General features: G+C 55.2%; 22 protein-coding genes. 10 read left to right on the forward strand and 12 right to left on the reverse strand.

The features are described from left to right. Positions 1-4: 4 nt before the first annotated feature. Together SIC18_RS12140 and bchL are read left to right on the forward strand one after the other, a co-directional pair. Entirely contained in the window at positions 5-1,573 is a 1,569-nt protein-coding gene (locus tag SIC18_RS12140; protein ID WP_048346894.1) for a ferredoxin:protochlorophyllide reductase (ATP-dependent) subunit B, read from the forward strand. Positions 1,574-1,793: 220 nt separating this feature from the next. Next, positions 1,794-2,684, forward strand: a complete 891-nt coding sequence (gene bchL, locus SIC18_RS12145) for a ferredoxin:protochlorophyllide reductase (ATP-dependent) iron-sulfur ATP-binding protein (RefSeq protein ID WP_048348249.1) — start codon at positions 1,794-1,796, stop codon at positions 2,682-2,684. On the opposite strand, the gene SIC18_RS12150 is transcribed toward bchL, so the two are convergent. From SIC18_RS12150 to psaM, 3 genes are all read right to left on the reverse strand, one after another. After that, positions 2,685-3,635 carry a protochlorophyllide reductase gene (locus SIC18_RS12150; protein ID WP_413430556.1) on the reverse strand — a complete coding sequence of 317 codons (951 nt, stop codon included), beginning with the start codon at positions 3,633-3,635 and terminating at the stop codon, positions 2,685-2,687. Positions 3,636-3,707: 72 nt separating this feature from the next. Beyond that, complete coding sequence (locus SIC18_RS12155) at positions 3,708-4,094, reverse strand: hypothetical protein (protein ID WP_413430558.1); 387 nt, start codon at positions 4,092-4,094, stop codon at positions 3,708-3,710. Between the two features lie 61 nt (positions 4,095-4,155). Further along, entirely contained in the window at positions 4,156-4,260 is a 105-nt protein-coding gene (gene psaM / locus SIC18_RS12160; RefSeq protein WP_048348251.1) for a photosystem I reaction center subunit XII, read from the reverse strand. Between the two features lie 79 nt (positions 4,261-4,339). On the opposite strand from psaM, the gene SIC18_RS12165 reads away from it, so the two are divergent. Next, positions 4,340-4,840, forward strand: coding sequence for a CRR6 family NdhI maturation factor (locus tag SIC18_RS12165; RefSeq protein ID WP_048346896.1), 501 nt, complete (start codon positions 4,340-4,342; stop codon positions 4,838-4,840). Positions 4,841-4,989: 149 nt separating this feature from the next. Further along, positions 4,990-5,979 (forward strand): hypothetical protein, encoded by a 990-nt coding sequence (locus tag SIC18_RS12170; protein ID WP_244281953.1) that lies wholly within the window; start codon positions 4,990-4,992, stop codon positions 5,977-5,979. A gap of 35 nt (positions 5,980-6,014) precedes the next feature. On the opposite strand, the gene SIC18_RS12175 is transcribed toward SIC18_RS12170, so the two are convergent. After that, positions 6,015-6,785, reverse strand: a complete 771-nt coding sequence (locus SIC18_RS12175) for a TSUP family transporter (protein WP_048348252.1) — start codon at positions 6,783-6,785, stop codon at positions 6,015-6,017. A gap of 7 nt (positions 6,786-6,792) precedes the next feature. Between SIC18_RS12175 and SIC18_RS12180 the strand changes: the two genes are divergently transcribed. Beyond that, positions 6,793-7,629, forward strand: a complete 837-nt coding sequence (locus tag SIC18_RS12180; protein ID WP_413429771.1) for a lipoyl protein ligase domain-containing protein — start codon at positions 6,793-6,795, stop codon at positions 7,627-7,629. Here SIC18_RS12180 and SIC18_RS12185 read toward each other — a convergent pair. After that, complete coding sequence (locus SIC18_RS12185) at positions 7,539-8,804, reverse strand: site-2 protease family protein (protein WP_413429772.1); 1,266 nt, start codon at positions 8,802-8,804, stop codon at positions 7,539-7,541. The two genes, SIC18_RS12180 and SIC18_RS12185, sit on opposite strands and share 91 nt — an antisense overlap. Before the next feature lie 73 nt (positions 8,805-8,877). On the opposite strand from SIC18_RS12185, the gene SIC18_RS12190 reads away from it, so the two are divergent. Further along, positions 8,878-9,561, forward strand: coding sequence for a phosphoribosylanthranilate isomerase (locus SIC18_RS12190; RefSeq protein ID WP_048346900.1), 684 nt, complete (start codon positions 8,878-8,880; stop codon positions 9,559-9,561). Next, on the forward strand, positions 9,536-10,084 hold the full coding sequence (locus SIC18_RS12195; RefSeq protein ID WP_245407355.1) for a hypothetical protein: 549 nt from the start codon (positions 9,536-9,538) through the stop codon (positions 10,082-10,084). The genes SIC18_RS12190 and SIC18_RS12195 overlap by 26 nt, the downstream gene beginning before the upstream one ends. A gap of 45 nt (positions 10,085-10,129) precedes the next feature. Here SIC18_RS12195 and folE read toward each other — a convergent pair whose 3' ends face one another. The 6 genes from folE to SIC18_RS12225 form a co-directional block, all read right to left on the reverse strand. After that, a complete protein-coding gene (folE, locus tag SIC18_RS12200) occupies positions 10,130-10,873 on the reverse strand; it encodes a GTP cyclohydrolase I (RefSeq protein WP_048346901.1) in 744 nt (247 codons plus the stop codon). Between the two features lie 12 nt (positions 10,874-10,885). Further along, a complete protein-coding gene (locus SIC18_RS12205) occupies positions 10,886-11,593 on the reverse strand; it encodes an SDR family oxidoreductase (RefSeq protein ID WP_048346902.1) in 708 nt (235 codons plus the stop codon). 24 nt (positions 11,594-11,617) lie between these two features. Then, a complete protein-coding gene (locus SIC18_RS12210; RefSeq protein WP_048346903.1) occupies positions 11,618-12,607 on the reverse strand; it encodes an acetyl-CoA carboxylase carboxyltransferase subunit alpha in 990 nt (329 codons plus the stop codon). A 20-nt stretch (positions 12,608-12,627) separates the two neighbouring features. Continuing rightward, positions 12,628-13,674 (reverse strand): long-chain acyl-[acyl-carrier-protein] reductase, encoded by a 1,047-nt coding sequence (locus SIC18_RS12215; RefSeq protein WP_048346904.1) that lies wholly within the window; start codon positions 13,672-13,674, stop codon positions 12,628-12,630. A gap of 159 nt (positions 13,675-13,833) precedes the next feature. Further along, positions 13,834-14,562 (reverse strand): aldehyde oxygenase (deformylating), encoded by a 729-nt coding sequence (locus tag SIC18_RS12220; RefSeq protein ID WP_413429773.1) that lies wholly within the window; start codon positions 14,560-14,562, stop codon positions 13,834-13,836. A gap of 71 nt (positions 14,563-14,633) precedes the next feature. After that, positions 14,634-15,479 (reverse strand): creatininase family protein, encoded by an 846-nt coding sequence (locus SIC18_RS12225; RefSeq protein WP_413429774.1) that lies wholly within the window; start codon positions 15,477-15,479, stop codon positions 14,634-14,636. Between the two features lie 56 nt (positions 15,480-15,535). Here SIC18_RS12225 and SIC18_RS12230 point away from each other — a divergent pair, with 56 nt between their 5' ends. The 3 genes from SIC18_RS12230 to pgeF are packed head-to-tail and all read left to right on the forward strand — an operon-like array spanning position 15,536 to position 18,551. Beyond that, the gene (locus SIC18_RS12230) at positions 15,536-16,825 is read left to right on the forward strand and encodes a S1 RNA-binding domain-containing protein (protein WP_048346907.1); all 1,290 of its coding nucleotides are present in this window, start codon (positions 15,536-15,538) and stop codon (positions 16,823-16,825) included. Further along, positions 16,822-17,736, forward strand: coding sequence for a Tab2 family RNA-binding protein (locus SIC18_RS12235; RefSeq protein WP_048346908.1), 915 nt, complete (start codon positions 16,822-16,824; stop codon positions 17,734-17,736). The genes SIC18_RS12230 and SIC18_RS12235 overlap by 4 nt, the downstream gene beginning before the upstream one ends. Continuing rightward, a complete protein-coding gene (gene pgeF, locus SIC18_RS12240; protein WP_048346909.1) occupies positions 17,733-18,551 on the forward strand; it encodes a peptidoglycan editing factor PgeF in 819 nt (272 codons plus the stop codon). The genes SIC18_RS12235 and pgeF overlap by 4 nt, the downstream gene beginning before the upstream one ends. Here the strand turns inward: pgeF and SIC18_RS12245 are convergent. Then, the gene (locus SIC18_RS12245) at positions 18,543-20,210 is read right to left on the reverse strand and encodes an NAD(P)/FAD-dependent oxidoreductase (protein ID WP_413429775.1); all 1,668 of its coding nucleotides are present in this window, start codon (positions 20,208-20,210) and stop codon (positions 18,543-18,545) included. The two genes, pgeF and SIC18_RS12245, sit on opposite strands and share 9 nt — an antisense overlap. Between the last annotated feature and the right edge of the window lie 7 nt (positions 20,211-20,217).

Raw genomic sequence — 20,217 nt, forward strand, 5'->3', positions numbered from 1 at the left:
AGCCATGCAACTCACTCTCTGGACATACGAAGGACCACCTCACGTTGGTGCCATGCGCATTGCGGCATCCATGGAAGGTGTGCATTACGTGCTGCACGCACCCCAGGGCGATACCTACGCCGATCTGTTGTTCACGATGATCGAGCGTCGAGATCAACGGCCACCAGTCACCTACACCACGTTTCAAGCCAGAGATCTCGGTGGTGACACCGCCGAACTGGTGAAGCGCCACGTGAGAGAGGCTGTGGATCGTTTCCAACCCGATGCCCTTTTGGTTGGTGAAAGCTGTACGGCGGAATTAATTCAGGACCAACCTGGAGCCTTAGCAGCTGGCATGGGCTTGAACATGCCAATCGTGAATTTAGAGCTACCGGCTTACAGCAAAAAAGAGAATTGGGGCGCAGCAGAAACCCTCTATCAATTGGTTCGGTCTCTGTTGAAAGATCAAGCTCCCTCTGAGCTGAAGCATGACCCCAAGGCCTGGCAGCAGCAGGGACGTCGCCCCCGGGTGAATCTGCTGGGTCCGTCGTTGCTCGGCTTCCGCTGTCGCGACGATGTGCTTGAAGTGCAAAGGCTGCTGAATCTCCATGGCATCGATGTCGGAGTGGTCGCTCCATTAGGAGCCACGGTGGCAGATGTGCATCGACTCCCTGAAGCCGATCTGAATGTGTGCCTCTACCCAGAGATCGCCGAATCCAGCTGCGCTTGGCTCGAGCGCAGTTTTGGTATCCCGTTCACCACCACCGTGCCGATTGGAATTGGTGCAACCCATGATTTCCTCGTTGAAGTTCACAATCTGCTGGGGATGACACCCCCTTCCCCTCAAGAGGGGATTCGTCAGTCAAGGCTGCCCTGGTACTCCGAATCGGTGGACTCCACCTACCTCACAGGAAAAAGGGTGTTCATCTTTGGAGATGGAACGCATGCCTTGGCAGCAGCGCGCATCTGCAAAGAGGAACTGGGCTTTGAAGTGGTTGGCTTAGGCACCTACAGCAGAGAAATGGCTCGACCCGTGCGAGCAGCAGCGAAAGCGATGGGGATTGAGGCCCTCATCAGTGACGATTACCTCGCGGTGGAGGCGGCGATGGCCGCAGCGGCACCTGAACTGGTGCTCGGCACACAAATGGAGCGACACAGTGCCAAACGACTAGGGCTCCCCTGTGCAGTGATCAGCACACCGATGCATGTCCAAGACGTGCCTGCACGCAACAGTCCTCAAATGGGCTGGGAAGGAGCGAACGTGATCTTCGACAGCTGGGTGCACCCGCTCATGATGGGCTTAGAGGAACACCTGATCGGCATGTTCCGTCACGATTTTGAGTTCGTGGATGGCCACCAAAGCCATCTCGGACATTCTGGAGGTTCTGGAGCAATTGCAGACACTGAGGTAGCGGTGAGCACCCTCACGGACGAGCTGGTCTGGACTGCTGATGGAGAAGCGGAGCTGAAAAAGATCCCTTTCTTCGTTCGGGGGAAAGTACGCCGAAACACAGAAGCCTTCGCAAAATCCACTGGGCGCAACCAAATCGACAGCGAAACGCTCTACGACGCGAAGGCCCACTTCAGCGCCTAACAACCCAACCCAATTGTTCAGACCCAAATTTATTACCTGGAACAACGCATGATCGGCTGAGTCTTTGTACTCAATACTCCAACTATTTTCACGGCAATCCGCCCAATCCTCGTCAGTCTTTCAACACCATCACTCCTGATGTTTCGATCATGAATTGAAAGCTGACTGTTCAAGCTTGCTGAAGTTAAATGAAAACAACACCCACGAAGCAGGTCTCTGCATGACCACAACTCTCACCCGTCCGGCGGATGGTGACGGCAGTGTTCAGGTCCATCAGGACCCAGGGACAAAAATTGAAGAGGGAGCTCTTGTCATTGCCGTCTATGGCAAGGGTGGCATTGGCAAATCCACCACCTCCTCCAACCTGTCTGCCGCGTTTTCAAAACTAGGCAAACGCGTGCTCCAGATCGGCTGTGACCCCAAGCACGACAGCACATTCACCCTCACCCACAAAATGGTGCCAACGGTGATTGACATCCTCGAAGAGGTCGACTTTCACAGCGAAGAGCTGCGCCCCGAGGACTTCATGTTCACGGGATACAACGGCGTGAAATGTGTCGAGAGCGGAGGACCGCCTGCCGGAACCGGTTGCGGCGGCTACGTCACCGGCCAAACCGTGAAGCTCCTTAAGGAACATCATCTTCTGGAAGATACAGATGTGGTGATCTTTGACGTGCTGGGCGACGTGGTCTGCGGTGGCTTCGCTGCACCGCTTCAACACGCGAACTATTGCCTGATCGTGACCGCCAACGATTTTGATTCCATCTTCGCGATGAACAGAATTGTGCAAGCGATCCAAGCCAAGGCGAAAAACTACAAGGTGCGCCTTGGAGGAGTGGTAGCCAATCGGTCAGTTAACACGGATCAAATCGATAAGTTCAATGAGCGTACGGGCTTACGCACGATGGCTCATTTCCAAGATGTCGATGCAATTCGCCGTTCACGCCTGAAGAAATGCACCATTTTCGAGATGGACGAGAACGAAGATGGCGTGAAAGCTGTTCAAGAGGAATACATCCGTTTGGCCAGCAATATGCTCGACAATGTTGAACCATTGGAAGCCGTATCCCTGAAAGACAGGGAGATCTTTGACCTTCTGGGTTTCGACTGATCAGAGACCCACGAGTTGCATCGAAAGCTCCCAGACCCGTTTGGCGACATGAGGATTTGTCGCCTTATCGGACAATTCTTGGCTGAATTGTTTTCCAGCTTTCTTTTGACGATTACCCCAACTCCAATGCACACCTGATTGGTTGAAATCGGGATTCGCCACCACCATTGCAACCCGTTCACCAGCAAGAGACTGAGAGACATAACCGCCCGTAATCTTTTTCTGGAACCAAGGGAAAATCACTTGAAAGGCCTTAGGGGTGTTTCGGAATAAAGGAGTGTCAGCTACACACCCTGGATAGAGAGACGTACAGCTAATCCCTGTGCCCTGGTAGATCCGTCGATGCAGTTCCTGGGTGGTAATCATGTTGCAAAGCTTGCTGTCTTTATAAGCCTTGCCTGGCTTAAAGGTCTGACCACTCGCCATGGTGATCGGATCTTTAAAACCCGCTTCGAAACCTGAAAGATCACCAAGATCAGCAGGAGCGGGAATAGGAATTTTCCCGCCAAGTTCCTTGGAGTTAGCGGTCACAGTGCCAAGGATGACAATCCGTTTTGAGGGATGGCTGGATGCTTTTAATCGATCAAGAAGCAACTGAATCAACAAAAAATGGCCCAAATGGTTGGTGGCCATCGACAATTCGTAGCCCTGGGGAGAGCGCTTGGGCTGTTTCAACTTCGGGTCATACACCGCCGCATTACACACCAAGGCATCAACCCCGACAGAAAGGCTCTCCACCGCATGACGGACACTCTCAAGATCGCCTAGATCCATCAGGATGTGATGAAGGCGGTGGCTGGGGATCTCCAGCTGATCGGCAGCTCCGGCAGCTCTCTGAGGATTCCGATTCGCCGTAATCACAGTCCACCCCTGTCGAACCAACGCCTTGGTGGCGTTTAAGCCAACACCGGATGTAGTTCCGGTAATGAGAACGGTGCCGGGAGTTCCCATTTGAGATGCCTTCATCTCATTCCAGTTTGACCTTTGAAGTGTCGTTGGTGGTGAATCGAAAAGGCCCGGTATTCAGCGCCAGATAATGCGAAGACGGTTTGGAGCAATCCATTGATCCTGTTCATCCATGAGGCGATCTCTTCCACCGAGGGTGAACAAACGATCAAAACGTTGCTGTAGACCCAGGAGCTTGTTGGTTTCTACATCAACAACAGCGGCAAGCTCCCCATGGCGATCTAATCGCTCCTGGTAAGCCATCGAAAGCCGAACGAGACTGACCCCACCAAGACTGATCAAACCAATCTTTACGGCTAATGCCAGGCCGCTGCAGAGCAAATCTCTACGGTCACCCTGATTTTGAATCAGGGCAGCACGGGTCCCTGCATCGACCGGGGCCTTTGCGGAGCGATCAAATGACCTCGATCGTTGTCGTATTGGCGATGAAGCTGCCTTAGCCATATCCGCTTGTAACGCAGCGAACAAAGACTGCAAGAGCCCATCGCGCAACCAATACGTCTGTTTACGCCCGATACAAGCTCACACATAGGCGAATAGCCAACACACCGGCATGGGCAGCCACCACTAAGGCGATCAAAACTTCAGCTTGAGTAATAGAAGTGACCATGTCGGATTGATAACGCTCCACCATTCTTTCTCCTCAACCCCTCTACAAGCCATCATTCGCAAAGGCCTGTCACACCATCATGGATGCCCAAAGTCGGACGGAACCGGTTGTTATCGATGCCGTTGCCATTCAGACGCTTGATCTCAGGCCGATAAACCCATGGATGGAGCGGCCGCTCACAGACCTACTCAGGGATGGCGCAGGGTTAGAGCTCCAGTACAAGTGGCCAAGGGATGCCGAAGATCCCAGAGAGCTGAGCGAATGCCCAGAGCCCCGTCTTTGGGCCCTCAGGGCAGATGCGGTTTACCCCTGGCTGCCCCTAGTGCTGGAACGATCAGGCGGAAGCCTGATCCAACATGTGGCGATGGTGGTTCCCCACGATTTCAGCCCCAGCGAAGGCATTCGTTTCGACCCCCAGGCCCTTGAGATCTGGATCACTCACCGGCTGATGCTTCTAGATCAGCATGGGGCAGATGCGGGGATTCCTGGACATCAACGCGGCAATCTTTCCTTGATGGCGGCAAGCCTTGGATTCGAGTTAGATGGAGGGTTCTGGGAGCTGCTGGACCAGGCGCGATGACCCCGAGGAGAGCCGGATTTCAATGGTGCTGCCTAATGCTGGCGGGGGTTCTTCTCCAGGGCTGCTTGAGGAGATCACCAGCAGAGCAAGCCCTAACAGCACCAGCACCGCGAGACGCTTCCTAAAACCAGATGGAATTCATTGGATGGATGGACGCCAACATCTGGATGGCTATTGGCTTTTTGTTAGCTGCCTACTCAGTGGTGGCGAACGATTCGCTCTCTACACTCGGCACTTACATTTCATCCAACAAAAAACGCACTCCCAAGGTGGTGCAGATGATTTTCATCTGCACCGTCACGATCTTCGTGCTGATGCTCGGCTGGTCCATCAACGGCGGCGACCCTGCTTGGGGACGGCTGGCAAACTTCCCGACTCCTGAAACTTTCACCTGGGCCTACATCATTCCTCCGATTGCAGTGCTGGGGCTGACCGCCTGGGGCGCGCCCGTCAGCACATCCTTTCTGGTGCTTTCCGCATTTGCTCCCAAGAACATCCCAAAACTTCTAGAAAGCTCACTGGCTGGTTATGTCCTGGCGTTCTGTCTCGGACTGGCGGCCTGGGGCCTTGGAATGTGGCTACTGGAGCGTTGGGTGTTCAGGCGGACCCAGGAAGGCAAGGATTTCAACAAGGTTTGGTATGGCCTTCAGTGGTTCTCCACCGGCTTCGCCTGGAGCATGTGCATGGTGCAGGATCTCGCCAACATTTTCGTCTTCCTTCCCCGCGAGCTTGGATTATTTCCGATGCTGGTCTGCACCGCCATCCTCTGCATCGGACTGTGTGTGCTCGTCGCCATCGGCGGTGGTCCGATTCAGGGTGTGCTTCGCAGCAAAACCAACACCACTGATCTGCGTTCGGCCACGGTGATTGACTTCATGTTCGGACTTTGCCTGCTGTACAAGGCATTTCTCAGCAGCTTCCCGTTTAGCACAACGTGGGTGTTCCTGGGTTTGCTGGGTGGTCGTGAAATCGCCCTGCGCATCAAAGAACAGGAATTCGAATACGTGTTCACCAACCGATCCGCAGGCAGTCTCGGCAAGGTCGTCGGCAGCGATCTCTGGAAAGCGTCCATCGGCGTGATTGTCAGCCTGGTGATCGCTCTTGGCCTTCAGCCTCTGATCGCCTGGAGTGCAGCCTGAGAGCAAGCGACGACCAATCCGATCCGTTCTGCAGATCAGTGCATCTGGAGCGCTAGCTGCATGGCACGGCGACCGCTGTCGAGAGCGAGCAGCAAAGCCAGCCCCCGTAGCAACCACGCCAAGGTCTGGGGCTTGATCGAATCAAGCCGTGAAGCACTCCACTGAGCAGCCAGCGCAGCCGTCAAACCGAGCAACAGTCCGATGGAGAGCTGACCCCGACCTTCGAAAAAAAACTGAAGCGACGCGGCCGAAGCCGAACACGCCACCGCCAGAGTGCTGAACCTGATGGCCAGACGAATCGGCACATCCAGCCAGCGCACCATCAGCGGCACCATCACCAGGCCTCCTCCCAGGCCGAGCAGACCTCCTGCCAGTCCAGCCACAGCCCCAACCGCCCCCAGGCCTGTGAGAGGAACACGGAGGGAGTCATCGACCCTGCCGTCGCCCTGTTCGGCACGAATCGAGACGGTCAGCACCCAGTACATCAGGCTCTGCATCAACAACAGCTGCCAGCCAGCAGCAAACCTGCCAAGCCGGCTGAAGACCAATGCGCTTGCAAACGCCATCAGAGCAATCACCAAGCCTTCCTTCCAGGGAATGGCTCGGTGGCGCAGATGGATAGCCGTCCCGCCCAGAGCTGTGGGCACGATGGCGAAGGTGCTGGTCGCTAGGGCCTGATGGGGTGAGAGCCCCATCCAAAGCAGCAAAGGCGCGAAGATCAGACCACCGCCGATGCCCAGCAGACCGGCCAATCCCCCGGCAAGTAGTCCCAGAGGCACCACCAGCAGCCACTCCAAAATCTCCATTGCGCCCATGTCGATTCCTGCATCCTGCCGGTCTGAGTTCGGACGCCTCGGCCGACTGATCCCAGCTCTCGCCGGCCAAGGACCAGAACATATGGCCTTTGATGCCCTGTTGTTGGAGCATTGCCAAAGCACAAACAATCCTGGCCCCGTGCTCCGCTTCTATCTCTGGGAAGGATCCTGGTTGTCACTCGGGCGGCATCAGACACCACGGTCCAATCATTGGCTCAATTTGGTACGAAACGGACGCTTAAACGTGGTCCGACGCCCCAGCGGTGGAGGGGCTGTTCTGCATGGCGGTGGCCTGACCTACGCCCTGATCTGGCCGGATCCACCCCGACAGCGACGCGAAGCATATCGCCGGGTCAACGCTTGGATCACCGCTGGATTAGCGCGACTCGACCTTGAGCTTTATCCAGGAGATGATCCTGCCCTGACTGGAAGCCAAAACTGCTTCGCCAGCGCCACAACGGCGGATCTCGTGGATCCTTCCGGGCATAAACGCATCGGCAGCGCTCAGTTTTGGCAAAGGGGGCACCTTCTTCAGCACGGTGAAATCCCCTTGGCTCCGTCCCCACAGCTTTGGCATGAGGTCTTTGGAACCGATCCACCTTGCTGGCAGTCCGCCACACCGTCGGCGGCAAGGGTTGAAGCGGCTCTGACCGAGGCGATTGCGGAGCTTTGGCCAGGACTCCGCTGGGGCGTGACTCCAATGAGCGGTCGGGAACAGCAGCTTGTAGCGGAACGGGCCTCCGATTATGAAGTCAATGATTTTGAGGTCTCATCCAACAATCCGGAGGCCCGCATGGAGGTCACCGCCTGGAGAAGCGGTAGGCCAAAGGGGTAGTCATTTCGGCGCCTAGAGGCTTCGAGAAGGGGTGCCGGCAATTTGAGGGACAATCCCTTCAAAACGGCTTCGCCTACATCACTTCGATCGAGAGTTCCGGAGGGAAGACCAGCAGCACCGGTTACCAGTAAGCGGCCATGTTCACTTTGCTCGAGTGCGAGAACGGCTTTCCAGAGTGGATCTGACTCTTGAAGAGAAGGGAGTTCAGCCAGCGGTCGCATGTGCTCCCCGACGGTCTGTTGATCCCAGTACTGAACGGAGAGTTCCTTTAGGGGCTGATCAGTGACATATCCAATCCAGCGCCCAGAGCGACAAACGAGCACCCAGTCGGGCATGAGATCACTCTCAGACTCAGCTCCTCTCAGGCGCATTTGGCTGAGGCTGCGCAAGGTTTGATCGGCTTCCAACACCCTGAAACGCTTGGAGGAAGCAGGTCCGACAAGCAAGTTGATCAGGAGCTGCTGCAGAGCCAGAGTCTGAGACTGGGAACGCGAGGCTCCCATGCCGAACCAACCCAACATCACAAGCCAAAGGCCCAACAATCCACCACCACGAAGAAAGATGTAGGAGCCGAGCATGATCCCTGTGAGTGAGAGAAATCGACCCGTGGCTGTCGCCACCTGAATACCGCGGCGCTGGCTCCCTGTGAATTGCCACACCAGCGCTTTAAGAATTAAGCCGCCATCGAGAGGCAGTCCCGGCAAAAGGTTGAACATCGCCAGGACCAAATTCAGAACACCAAGCTGACCAACAAGATTGCCCAGCAAAGGATTGGCATGGTTTGCCGCGTGCTGACTGGCCAAAAGCAAGCCAGCCAAAATAAAGCTGACCGCCGGACCAGCCGCGGCCACTCGGAACGAACCCATCGCGGTAGAGCATTCCCGTTCCATACGCGCAACGCCACCAATCAAGTGAAGCGTGATACTGCTCACCTTGACTCCTTCCCTTATCGCGACAAGGGAATGCCCCAGTTCATGCAAGAGCAGCGAAACAAACAGGAGGAGTGCAGTGGCCAAACCCAACAACCAGCTCAAGACTGGCGCACTAGATGCTTCTGGGAGAACCGCTGCCTGTTGCTGAAAAGCAAGGGTTAACAACCCCAAAATGATGAACCAGCTCGGTTGGATCCGAAGCGGAATGCCGCAAATCCGCATCAGCTGCCAGCCATCGCCCATGGGCTCCTCCGTTGGGCACTGCCGTGGCCCGTGGTCCAATCCTAGAAAGGAACCACTCGAGCACCTGGATCGAATGTCCGACGCGGCGATCGCGCTGAAGATCTGTGGGCTCACCGATCCTTTTCAAGCCTGTTCCATCGCGGCCATGGGAGTGCAGGCGATCGGAGTGATCGGCGTGGACAAAACACCCCGTTTCGTCGAGGAGCCGCGTCGACGATCCATTTTTATGGATTTGGAACAGCTGCATCCAACCGTTGAGCGGGTCTGGGTGGTCGCCAATCCCTCCGATCACGCCGTAGCAAGCGCACTTCACGGAGAGGGGACGCCAACCATTGTTCAACTCCATGGATCGGAGACGCCAGAGCGCTGCATCCAGCTGAAGCAGCGCCATCCCAAGGTGCGCTGGTGGAAAGCCCTGAGACTCCGGACTGAACAAGATCTGAGTTCACTGAGCTCTTTTGAATCCCCTCTCGACGCTCTTTTGCTCGATGCCTGGAGCCCTGATCAACTTGGTGGAACCGGCCATCGCCTGAACCCAAGCTGGTTCACCCACTTGCATGACCAGCTGAAACCAAACACCGTCTGGTGGTTGGCTGGAGGAATCAGCGCCGAATGGGTCCCTGAACTTCTCAGAGTGGTTTCACCCTATGGACTCGACGCCTCAAGCCGTCTTGAAGCGGAACCGGGAGTGAAAGACCTCAACAAAGTTCGCGCCCTTGTTCAAGCCGTTCATGACAACGGACCACTTCGGCAATAAGTTGCAATCAATTCAAGCGATTTCCATGGCCTATCGGGCTGCAGCATCTGTATTGCTTCTCTCATGGATCAATCTTTTCCCTGCAGCAGCGCAAGCGCAAGGAATGCTTCCAGGTTGTCGCCTCGAAAACGGCAGTTTGCAATGCGTGCCTGGGTTAACGGCAGACCCTGAAAAACAAATCAACGTTCTCAATCAAGAGATCTCATCCGACGTCCAGATGGAGGGGCGGATCACACAAACCATCCAAGGACTTAAAAAATTCGTCCTGATCGGAGAAGCAAAAGAAGGACAACTCCTTAAAGCTGAGTTTGATCTCCAGGGAGATCAGATCAACAGCGTTCATATTCACTGGTACCAACGCCAAGGGAATGGTCATTGGAAACTTGTGTCTGATCGAAGCGAGGAAACCTATCGAATCAGCGAAGCCAATCGAGGTGGTGAAGTTATGGCTGTGATTGTTGTTGCAACCAGTGATGGAGAGGTCCAGCGAGTGAGCAGCAACGTGATTGGCCCCATTCAATAACGCCTATTCAATCCCGCTGATCCCACTTCAGCTCAGACCTGAAAATCAGGTGCTGAGCATCGCTTCCTGGTGCCGCACTAGCTCAAAGAATTCTTGCTTAAGGCTGGGGTCATGACGGAAATCTCCACGAACCACTGAATTCATCATGCTGGTTTGCGGTTCACGCACACCTCTCCATTTCATGCAGTAGTGCTGAGCTTTGATGATGATGCCCAAACCTTGGGGAGCGCATAACCGCTCAATTTCGTCGGCGAGGATCATGACCGCTTCCTCTTGAATATGAGGCCTTGAGAACACCCAATCAGCCACACGGGTGAACTTGGAGAGGCCGATGACTCGCTCACCAGGCTTGATTCCGATCCAGCAATTCCCCATGATCGGAACAAGGTGGTGAGAGCAGGCAGAACGAATACTGATGGGACCAACGGTATAAATCTCGTCTAATTGCTTGACGTTTGGGAAACTCGCAACCTTCGGTTGATCGTGATAACGACCCTTGAACACCTCACGGAGATACATCCGAGCCACACGTTCTGCCGTCTCAGCAGTGTTGTGATCATTTTCGATATCTATGACCAAGCTGCGCAGAAGATCCCTGACACGATCAGCAACCTCATGCTCGAGTTCATCAAGCTCACCAGTTTGGATAAATGCCGCCACGTTGTCATTTGCCAGGAAAGAAATACCCTGATCAATAAGACGTTGGCGAATTCTCTGAGAAACGGGTTGGACTCCAGTGTTGAGTTGAGCCAATGTTCCGTTGGAGATAGCAGGAATAGTAGAAGTCATGTCAGGGTGTTATCAGAAGGCACCAGTAGCTGGCATCAAAGTGAGGTCTTCAACGATTTGCGAGGACGGTTGTTGCGCAAGATGAAGAAGCGTAACAGCAACTTGATCGGCTGGGAGCATGGCACGCCGGTCGAAGGTGCTCTGGACTGTTGGCGAGTCCCAAAGAGACGTATCAACAGCACCCAGGGTGAGCGTGCAGGCGCGGATCCCGTGAGTCCTTTCCTCTTCAGCAAGACAACGCGTGAAGCTGGCCAAGGCTGCCTTCACAGTGCAATACGCACCCCAATTCGGGAAAGCATTTCGAGAAGCATGACTACTGATGTTGATGACCAGTCCACCCGCAGGGCGCATGGCAGGAACCACGGCAGCACACATTTGAAACACACTGGTGAGATTGAGCTGCATCAACCAATTCCAGCGATCCAAGGGCATCTCAAGTAGCCCTCCTGTCCACGCAGCTCCCGCGTTGTTGATCAAGACAGCAGGGGTAAGCCCCTGACTGAGCAACGCTTCCACCCTTGGAGCAATTTCATCAGGCTTTGTTAGATCAACAGCTCCGCACACGATGCGCTGACCTGTCGAAGCTAATTCAGTTGCAAGGGATTGAAGAGAGGCTTCGCTGCGGGATAAAAGGATGAGATCCCACCCAGCTTCAGCGAAAGCAAGAGCAGCACTACGGCCAATACCGCGAGATGCTCCGGTAATTAGTACAGAGGGCAATGAGCCTCAGCGATCCTGGCAATCCTAAGAAGCTGAGTCAGCATTTGACGAGGCTGGATCGAGGTATCGGCCCATCGCCCGAAACTTTCGGTAACGCTGATCCCGCAATTCTTGAGGCGGTAGTGCCAAAAGCTCTGAAAGATTGCGCTCGAGAGCTTCCCGCAGTGTTGCGCCCGCCTCAAGGGGGGCCCAATTGTTTCCCCCAGACGGTTCCGCAAGCACCTCATCAACCACACCAAGACTGAGTAAGTCTTTGCCGGTTATGCGCAACGCTGCCGCCGCTTCGGGTGCTTTGGCTGCATCACGCCAGAGAATCGAGGCGCAGGCCTCAGGACTCGCCACCGTATAAACGCTGTGCTCAAACATCAGAAGCCGGTCAGCAACACCAATTCCAAGAGCACCACCAGATCCGCCTTCCCCAATCACCGTGGCAATAATTGGCACTCTCAGGCGGAACATCTCACGGAGGTTGACGGCGATTGCTTCACCCTGCCCCTGCTCTTCGGCCAGTAAGCCCGCATAAGCACCAGGAGTATCGATAAAGGCAAGAATCGGCAGACCAAAACGATCGGCATGCTCCATTAATCGCAGGGCCTTGCGATATCCACCTGGGGTCGCCATCCCGAAGTTACGCGCCACGTTTTCCTTCGTGTCACGCCCCTTTTGATGCCCCAATAGCACCACCGAGCGATCACCTATGCGACCAAGGCCACCCACCAAAGCCTGATCGTCGCTACCGCGTCGATCACCATGGAGCTCAACCCAGTCATCGCAGAACATCTGAATAAAATCCAGAGTGCTCGGACGATGGGGATGGCGAGCAACCTGAATTTTCTGCGATGGAGTCAGGTTTTGAAAAATCTCTTCGCGTCTGCGAGCAGCAAGGGTTTCAAGCTGAAGCAACTGCTGGCTCACATCAACTTCTGAGTCCCTTGCTAACTGGCGAATTTGCTCAATCTGCTGTTCAAGCTCAATCAGGGGCTTTTCAAACTCGAGCAGGGGGCGACGTGCCATGAAAACCGGATCTGTGAACGTCAGGCAGCGGCAGCCTGAAGCTGCCCCTGGAGGTTGAGAGTTGAGAAACCGTGACGGACCGAAGCAGCGCCAATGAAATCCATCTTCTCAAGGGTGATGTTGTTCCTGCCCCAGCTGAAGTTGGTGTGACAAGCCTCAAATTCGAGAAGAATGGCTTCTGCAAAGCAAGCAAACATTTGCCGCTGAGGCTTCTCCATCTGCCATTCAGCATTCTCCATCATGGTCCAGCCGATATCGGATACAAATTCAACGATGCCTCCTTTGAGGACATGAACCCCTTGTCCAGCCACCCGCGAATCGAGGTTTTTGGGATAGCCACCATCGATCATTAGGCAGGGTTTCTGTAGGCGATCCGCATCAATTTCCAACGTGCGGGGCATGCTCGCTACCCAGACCACAACATCAGCCTCGGGGAGCGCTTCATCCAGGCTGAGAATGCGGCCGCCCCCCAATTCCTGTTGCAGGTCTTTCAGGGGCTGTTGCTGACGAGCGACCATGAGCAGCTCTTTAATTCCAGTGCGCTGTGTTAGCCAGCGACAAACGGCACTTCCGATATCTCCAGTTGCTCCCACCACCGCAACCCGAGCCTTCCTGAGGTCGATACCAAGTAAAGGAGCATTGATTTCAACCTGTCGACTGATGACCCATGCCGTATGGGTGTTTCCAGTCGTAAATCGCTCCCATTCCAGCGTTGTACTGCGAATGGTTTGATGCTTCAGAAGGTTGAAATTCTCGAAAATAATCGAAGTAAAACCACCCAGAGCCGTGATGTTGATCCCTTTCTTCTGAGCTAGCTCCATGGCATTCAGCACTTTGCGCCTTGCCGTTTTGAAGCGGCTCAGCATCTCTGGGACAAAGCAGGAATCGATATAAGCACCTTCAATTGTTTTTCCAGTCAGGCTCGTGACTTCAAGATGCTCTACCAATTGAGGGGGTGCACTGCACCAAACTTCAAGATCACCCTCAGCAATGTGATCGTAACCCAGCTCTAAAGCCTTACGCCTAGCAGCTTCAAAACTGGTGGAATGTCCGATCAGACCAAACATGTGCTGCCGACGGTCGTACTTAAAAGCAGGAATCTGAACCGCATCAACCGATCAGGTGATGGATTTCGCATCCACCTAAGCACGGGCAGGGTTCAGGGTGAACGGAAAGGGGCGAAATTGAAGCCCACCATCCGCGACACCCTTGGGGTTAAAACGTCGTTAGACAGACAGTGCTGCTGCCGCCATGCGAGCGATATCGCGGGAGCTAAACCCGATCTCGTTCAAAGCTTCCTGATAGGCAATCAAAAAATCTTCGATCAGATCTTCTTTTTCCATGTGAAGAACAGAAGCATCAGCAGCCACCTGCTCGAGCATGGAACGAATGAGCGGAAGATTCATTTTATTGGCTTCCATCAACTCGTCGCGGCTTGCTTCAAAGTTGGCCTTCAGCCACTCTTGCCCATAGTTCAGGTGGGTGTACTCATCCTTAACAACACCCTCCGTGATTTTGCGAGCGAAGGGGTCAGCAACAGGGATATAGATGTGATAAGCCGAGATCGCGAAAGCCTCGATCAATAGGGCCTGGATGAGCAGACAAGTCACCACCTTCCCCTCTTTCAGAGCAGATTGGAAGTTGCCATGCAAAGGAGCAAAAAACTCTTGGGCAAAGGGCATGTCAGCCACAACGTCCAGGTTTTTTGCACAGGCGGTGAAGCCCTTCATGTGCTTCATTTCCATCTTCGCTAATTTGGCGAGTTCCTCTGCCTGCTCAGGGATCAGCGTGCCCAATGAAAGGTAATTGTCATGCGCTTCTTTCTCGCCTTCGATCACGATGGCGTTGATGCGGCTGTAAGCATCTTTGTACGCATCGGTTGTGAAATCAGGTAGCTCTGCCAAACCCTGCTGATCGTCGAGCACAGCGACTGCTGTGGAGTCAAGGGTTGGCATGAGTCTCTTCCGGTTATCAGCAATGTCCACGACTGTAACCAGTGTTCACCACAACAGACGTGCTCAAAGGGTCAGTTGACAACCGCAACACGTTGAGAAGGGGGCCAATCACTCGCCAATAAACTCTGAAAAAGGTGCACCCAATGCTGCACTAGACAGGATTCCAAGGCTTCACCACATTCAACGCTGGCGGCGCGTGAATCACCGATCACCCCACTACGACTTAAGTCAGTTGTTAACCAAGCCGTAGGAGCGGCCCCTTCAAGACTCCAGCCGGGCGGGGGGGTCGCGACAGAGGAGGGCTGGCGATGGTCACCATCTACAGGCCGTGCCTCCCCCACCAACTCCGGCTCGAGAGCGAGCATCAAACTTGTCTCGGCCTGAGCAGCATGCAGTCCGCCCCGTAGCTCATCTTCAGGAATTAACGCATCTAAACCTGGAACACCACTCCACAGGAAGCAAGGAAGAATCGCCATGGATGGCGATTGAACACGCAGTTCCCTCGCCGCAGACTGCAACAATCCGATCTGCCCCCCATGGGCGTTGAACAACACCAAGCGCTTAGCCCCTTGGGTACACAATTGCGTGCCCACCTCGATGATCAGCTGGGTCAACAATCCCGAGGACAAGCTCAAGGTTCCAGGAAAGCCTGAATGCTCTGGCGAGAACCCAATCGACTGCGAAGGAAGGCTCCAAATCGGGGCGTTTGGCGCAAGCTCTGACAAGACAGAAGCGAGGATCCGCTCGGAAAATAAAGCGTCAGTAGCAAGTGGAAGATGGGGGCCATGTTGTTCAAAAGCGCCCATCGGCCAAACCACGGTGGAACGGGATTGCTGCAGGGCCTTTTCCGCTTCTGGCCAACTCAACCTGTCCAAGCGTCGTGTCGTTGAAACACCCAAGTGAGCTTGTGCAGTCATGAGCCGACAGGCCTCCCATTTCCTGCCAGACTGGCTGATCGAGGATATTGAGACCCATGGCGGGATCAGAAGGCCAACATTCCATAGACAGCAAGGGTCAAAGCCCGGCAGCGCAGCCCCCACGCAAGCCATTGCAGGTCATGCATATCAGCCGCAAAGACGAACAGGACCGCCTCCATCGTGAGGCCGAAGAAGCGCGAGCAGCCGCAGATGCGGCGATGGCACGGGCTGTGGAGTTGGAGAAAGCTGCACAAAGAGCTCAGAACACAACGGCTAGGCCTCCCATGGCTCCAACGTCGACGGCTAAGCCTTCGGCCGTTGACGACGACGATGTTCGCTTTGGGACTGATGAGTTCAGTGGCATGAGCATGGCCGATCTTCTCGGCCCATCCGATTCGAATGGAAAGTCCTCCAAGTCCAGTCCAAGTCCTGCCAAAACGTCCAATCGAAGTGTCGACGACTTTGATTTTGACGAAGGTGCTTTCCTAGCCGCCCTCGATGCCAATGAACCTGTTGGCACAACAGGTGAAGTGGCGACTGGAACCGTGATCGGGATGGAAAGCGATGGTGTTTACGTCGACATCGGCGGCAAGGCCCCAGGCTTTATGCCCAAGAACGAATGTGGTCTCGGAGTGATCACCAACCTGAAGGAGAGATTCCCCAAGGGGCTCGAAATTGAAGTCTTGGTGACTCGCGAACAAAATGCTGATGGCATGGTCACCATCAGCTGCCGCGCGCTCGCTCTTCGTCAGAGCTGGGACAAGGTGAAGCAGCTTGAAAAAGACGGCAGAGTTTCTCAGGTCAAAGTCACTGGTTTCAACCGTGGTGGTGTGACCTGCGATCTAGAAGGACTACGAGGCTTCATCCCCCGTTCCCAACTGCAAGACGGCGAAAACCATGAAACCTTGGTGGGGAAAACCTTGGGTGTGGCCTTCCTCGAGGTCAACTCTGAAACACGGAAATTGGTCCTTTCTGAGAAGAAAGCAGCCACTGCCGCTCGTTTCTCAGAGCTAGAAATTGGACAACTGGTGGAAGGCCATGTCGCCGCCATCAAGCCCTATGGACTGTTCGTGGATCTCGGAGGAATCAGCGGCCTTTTGCATCAATCCGCCATTACCGGAGGGAGCATGCGGTCGATGCGTGAAATTTTCGATCAAGGCGACGCTGTGAAAGCGTTGATCACGGAGTTGGATCCTGGTCGCGGACGGATCGCATTAAATACCGCAATGCTGGAAGGACAGCCCGGGGAATTACTTGTTGAGAAAGACAAAGTGATGGCAGAAGCAGCCGATCGAGCCAACAGGGCTCGTAACGTCCTGAAGCAACAGGAACAATCAGCTGGATGATCTCCGCCGAACAGATCCCTAACGATGCGAGTGATCATTCAAGCGCGATCCTTTCAAGTGACTGGGAACTCGATTTTTATTCCAGACCCATCCTCGAGCCTGATGGCAAAAAACGTTGGGAGTTGCTGATCATCAGTTCTCCCAGCGAGGGAACGACCAGCAGTTTTCGCTTTGAAAAACGCTGTCCAGCCGGCAGTGTGAATTCCACCTGGTTAACCAGCGCTCTCACAGAAGCCATTGCAGCCGCCGAACAGCAAGGTTGGTCGGTCCCTCGAAAGCTGCGTTCGTGGCGAAGCTCCATGCGCACCATGGTTCAGAGGGCTGCATCTGAACTGGGTCTCGAAATGGTGCCAAGCCGTCGAACCTACGCCCTGTTGGATTGGATCGCTGAGCGCGAACAGGATCTCTACCCCAATGAAGAGGGGTATATGGCAGGGCCTCTTGCTCCCCCTCCAGCACCGGTCAGCACGCCTCCTCGTCCCTTACCTGAGTCCGTGCGCGGTGATGCCTGGAATTGGGCCGAACTTCCCGCTTCAGCCTTGCGTGAAGCCGCCGAATGGCCGATCGGATTCCGCGGCCTGCTCCCAGTTCCCACCTCGATTAAGGATGACCAAGTCATCCCAGGCTTACGCCTGTTCAGCCAAACCAGGGGATTAGCCCTTGCTGGTCTCCTCGGTGGGATTGAACCAGTTCGGCTCAAGGTGATCGGCACCCAACTTCTCCTGGACGCTGGTCAGGATGACTGCTGGCTCGTGAGCGATCTCAGTTCAGAGGAAGCCACGCACGTTTCAGCTGTCATGACACAGGCTTCTGAGCACGCAAACGGTTTGCAGTTCATCGCTGTTCAAACCTCTCCCGAAGCCGAGCGTTTTGAAGGTTTTTGGATGCTGCGGGATCAAGCAGAGCCATGACATCTGCTGCCGATCCATTCCGCCAGCCCGACAACCTGTTTAACACCCTTGAGCATTGGACATGGGTGGGCTGCTACGGCGGTTATTACCTCACCTCAGACGCGATACAGGCCGCCGGGTTCGAACATGGGTTTTTCACCCGTCTTTGGCACAACCGCGGGCCGGATTCCTTAGCGGCCTATCTCTCTGCCGGAGTCAGTGTCCATCGCCCCCAACAAGTTCACGGCAACCGAGTTCTCAATGCTGGAGAAGCCATCGGTTCTCCATGGCCTGATGCCGACGGTCTCGTCAGCGACCGGGGTGGGCAAAGCCTCTGGGTTTGCGGCGCCGATTGCACCCCTGTTCTTCTTGCAGACCCCACCAGCGGCCACGTAGCTGCTTGTCATGCAGGCTGGCGAGGGGTCGCCAGTGGGATTCTTCCTGCTGCAATCCGCCGTTTAGCAACGCGAGGAGCTAAGCCGGAGCACCTGATTGTGGCCCTTGGTCCAGCGGTCAGTGGGGCTCTCTATCAGGTACAGATCAACGTGGCAGAACAGGTAGGACAGGCTCTCCATTCAGATCGATCTCTGCAGCTCAACGAAATGGAATCCCTGGGCATTCTTCTTCCCGATCCAGACCTGAACAAGTGTCGCCTCGATATTCGTCTTGCCGCCCGTGAACAGTTGCATCACTGCGGGGTTCCAGATCAACAGATCAGTCTTTGCCCTCTCTGCACCGTTTCAGAGCCGAGTCTGTTCCACTCCTGGCGTCGCGATCAGGTGAAAGCCGTGCAGTGGAGCGGAATCGTTGGTCAAGCCGTGGACTCCTCAAAGTGAGGAACCCAGTCGCAAGCCCACAGCCTCTGCCACGCGAATTCCATCAATCGCTGCAGACAGGATCCCACCCGCGTAGCCAGCCCCCTCGCCAGCCGGTGTCAGACCCACCGTATTGATCGACTCGAAGTCGTCGTCGCGGGGAATCCGCAGGGGAGACGATGTGCGTGTTTCCACTGCTGTTAACAGCGCATCGGGATGGTCATATCCCTTGATGCGACGTGCAAAATGAGGCAAGGCCTCTTTCAATGCAGCCACCATTGGCATCGGAAGAAGGCTGCCTAAATCACTCGGTGACACACCAGGCTGATAAGAAGCGCCGATTGCTCCGAGTTCTGTTGTGGGACATCCGGCCAAGAAGTCCTGGAGCCGCTGCACCGGAGCGCTGTAATCAGCCCCCCCGAGAACAAACGCTTTGTGTTCCAGCGCACGCTGGAAAGCAAGACCGGCCAAGGGATCCCCCGGCCAAGCGGCATAGGCCGCTAAGTCGTCTTCATCCACAGGAACAACCAATGCGGCGTTGGCATTGCGCTCATTGCGTGAATGCTGGCTCATGCCGTTGGTGACGACCCGACCCTTCTCAGAGGTCGCTCCAACCACCAATCCGCCAGGGCACATGCAAAAGCTGTAAACACAGCGACCATTTTCAGCGTGGTGAACGAGCTTGTATTCCGCCGCTCCGAGGAGTGGATGACCGGCGTTCTGCCCCCAGCGAGCTTGATCGACCAAAACCTGGGGATGCTCGATGCGAAAGCCAACCGCAAACGGCTTGGCTTCAAGAGCAACTCCCGCCTGCTGGAGCATCTGAAAGCTATCTCTCGCTGAATGCCCTGGAGCCAAGACCACCTGACGACAAGCCAAAGCACTCCCATCCGACAAGGACAGTCCAACCACTCGCTGGGACTTACCTGAAGCATGAGGACCATTGCAGGGTTCCAGCAGGAGTTGATCAACCCGACTGCCGAAACGAACCTCTCCGCCGAGAGCCTCGATTTTGGCCCGCAGCCCCCTCACCACCGTGGCCAATTTGAAGGTTCCGATATGGGGTCGATGCTCCGTAAGAATCTCGCGATTCGCTCCACAGGCCACCAGTTCCTCCAGAACTTTGCAGCCGTAATGGTCAGGATCACTGACCTGGCTGTATAGCTTCCCATCCGAGAAAGTTCCGGCACCACCCTCGCCGAACTGGGCATTGGATTCGGGATTGAACTCAGCCGTTCGGCGCCAAAATCCAAATGTATCGGCCGTTCGCTGTTTCACTGGCTGTCCCCGTTCCAGCAACAACGGACGGAACCCCATCTGAGCCAGAAGAAGAGCCGCAAAATAACCACAGGGGCCAGCTCCAACCACCACAGGCCGCTGCTCGGAATGTCCGCCAATCCATTCCGGAGCCTGCGCTACAAATTTGTAGTGGGTGTCTGGGGTCGGACGAAGTCTTCGATCGCCGTGCCTTCGGCGCATCAAAGTCGCTTCGCCATCCACTGCGACATCCACGGAATAAATCAGCTGAATGCGGTCGCGGCGACGGGCATCCACACTCCGCTTCACCAACTCACAGTGAAGGAGACGCGCCGGTGGAATCTTCAGGCAACGCAGAACCGCCTGCTCGAGATCATCAGGGCCGTGATCCAAAGGAAGACGCAGCTCACTAAGTCGCAACACCGGCTTG

Source organism: Synechococcus sp. Cu2B8-bc1011 (assembly GCF_047302735.1).
Taxonomy (GTDB): Bacteria; Cyanobacteriota; Cyanobacteriia; order PCC-6307; family Cyanobiaceae; genus Synechococcus_C.

Bases quoted from the DNA above. Each gene is read 5' to 3' on its own strand.
- SIC18_RS12140 (WP_048346894.1), top strand. From the start codon at position 5: ATGCAACTCACTCTCTGGACATACGAAGGACCACCTCACGTTGGTGCC.
- bchL (WP_048348249.1), top strand. From the start codon at position 1,794: ATGACCACAACTCTCACCCGTCCGGCGGATGGTGACGGCAGTGTTCAG.
- SIC18_RS12150 (WP_413430556.1), bottom strand. From the start codon at position 3,635: ATGGGAACTCCCGGCACCGTTCTCATTACCGGAACTACATCCGGTGTT.
- SIC18_RS12155 (WP_413430558.1), bottom strand. From the start codon at position 4,094: ATGGCTAAGGCAGCTTCATCGCCAATACGACAACGATCGAGGTCATTT.
- psaM (WP_048348251.1), bottom strand. From the start codon at position 4,260: ATGGTCACTTCTATTACTCAAGCTGAAGTTTTGATCGCCTTAGTGGTG.
- SIC18_RS12165 (WP_048346896.1), top strand. From the start codon at position 4,340: ATGGATGCCCAAAGTCGGACGGAACCGGTTGTTATCGATGCCGTTGCC.
- SIC18_RS12170 (WP_244281953.1), top strand. From the start codon at position 4,990: ATGGACGCCAACATCTGGATGGCTATTGGCTTTTTGTTAGCTGCCTAC.
- SIC18_RS12175 (WP_048348252.1), bottom strand. From the start codon at position 6,785: ATGGAGATTTTGGAGTGGCTGCTGGTGGTGCCTCTGGGACTACTTGCC.
- SIC18_RS12180 (WP_413429771.1), top strand. From the start codon at position 6,793: ATGTCGATTCCTGCATCCTGCCGGTCTGAGTTCGGACGCCTCGGCCGA.
- SIC18_RS12185 (WP_413429772.1), bottom strand. From the start codon at position 8,804: ATGGGCGATGGCTGGCAGCTGATGCGGATTTGCGGCATTCCGCTTCGG.
- SIC18_RS12190 (WP_048346900.1), top strand. From the start codon at position 8,878: ATGTCCGACGCGGCGATCGCGCTGAAGATCTGTGGGCTCACCGATCCT.
- SIC18_RS12195 (WP_245407355.1), top strand. From the start codon at position 9,536: ATGACAACGGACCACTTCGGCAATAAGTTGCAATCAATTCAAGCGATT.
- folE (WP_048346901.1), bottom strand. From the start codon at position 10,873: ATGACTTCTACTATTCCTGCTATCTCCAACGGAACATTGGCTCAACTC.
- SIC18_RS12210 (WP_048346903.1), bottom strand. From the start codon at position 12,607: ATGGCACGTCGCCCCCTGCTCGAGTTTGAAAAGCCCCTGATTGAGCTT.
- SIC18_RS12215 (WP_048346904.1), bottom strand. From the start codon at position 13,674: ATGTTTGGTCTGATCGGACATTCCACCAGTTTTGAAGCTGCTAGGCGT.
- SIC18_RS12220 (WP_413429773.1), bottom strand. From the start codon at position 14,562: ATGCCAACCCTTGACTCCACAGCAGTCGCTGTGCTCGACGATCAGCAG.
- SIC18_RS12225 (WP_413429774.1), bottom strand. From the start codon at position 15,479: ATGACTGCACAAGCTCACTTGGGTGTTTCAACGACACGACGCTTGGAC.
- SIC18_RS12230 (WP_048346907.1), top strand. From the start codon at position 15,536: ATGGCGGGATCAGAAGGCCAACATTCCATAGACAGCAAGGGTCAAAGC.
- SIC18_RS12235 (WP_048346908.1), top strand. From the start codon at position 16,822: ATGATCTCCGCCGAACAGATCCCTAACGATGCGAGTGATCATTCAAGC.
- pgeF (WP_048346909.1), top strand. From the start codon at position 17,733: ATGACATCTGCTGCCGATCCATTCCGCCAGCCCGACAACCTGTTTAAC.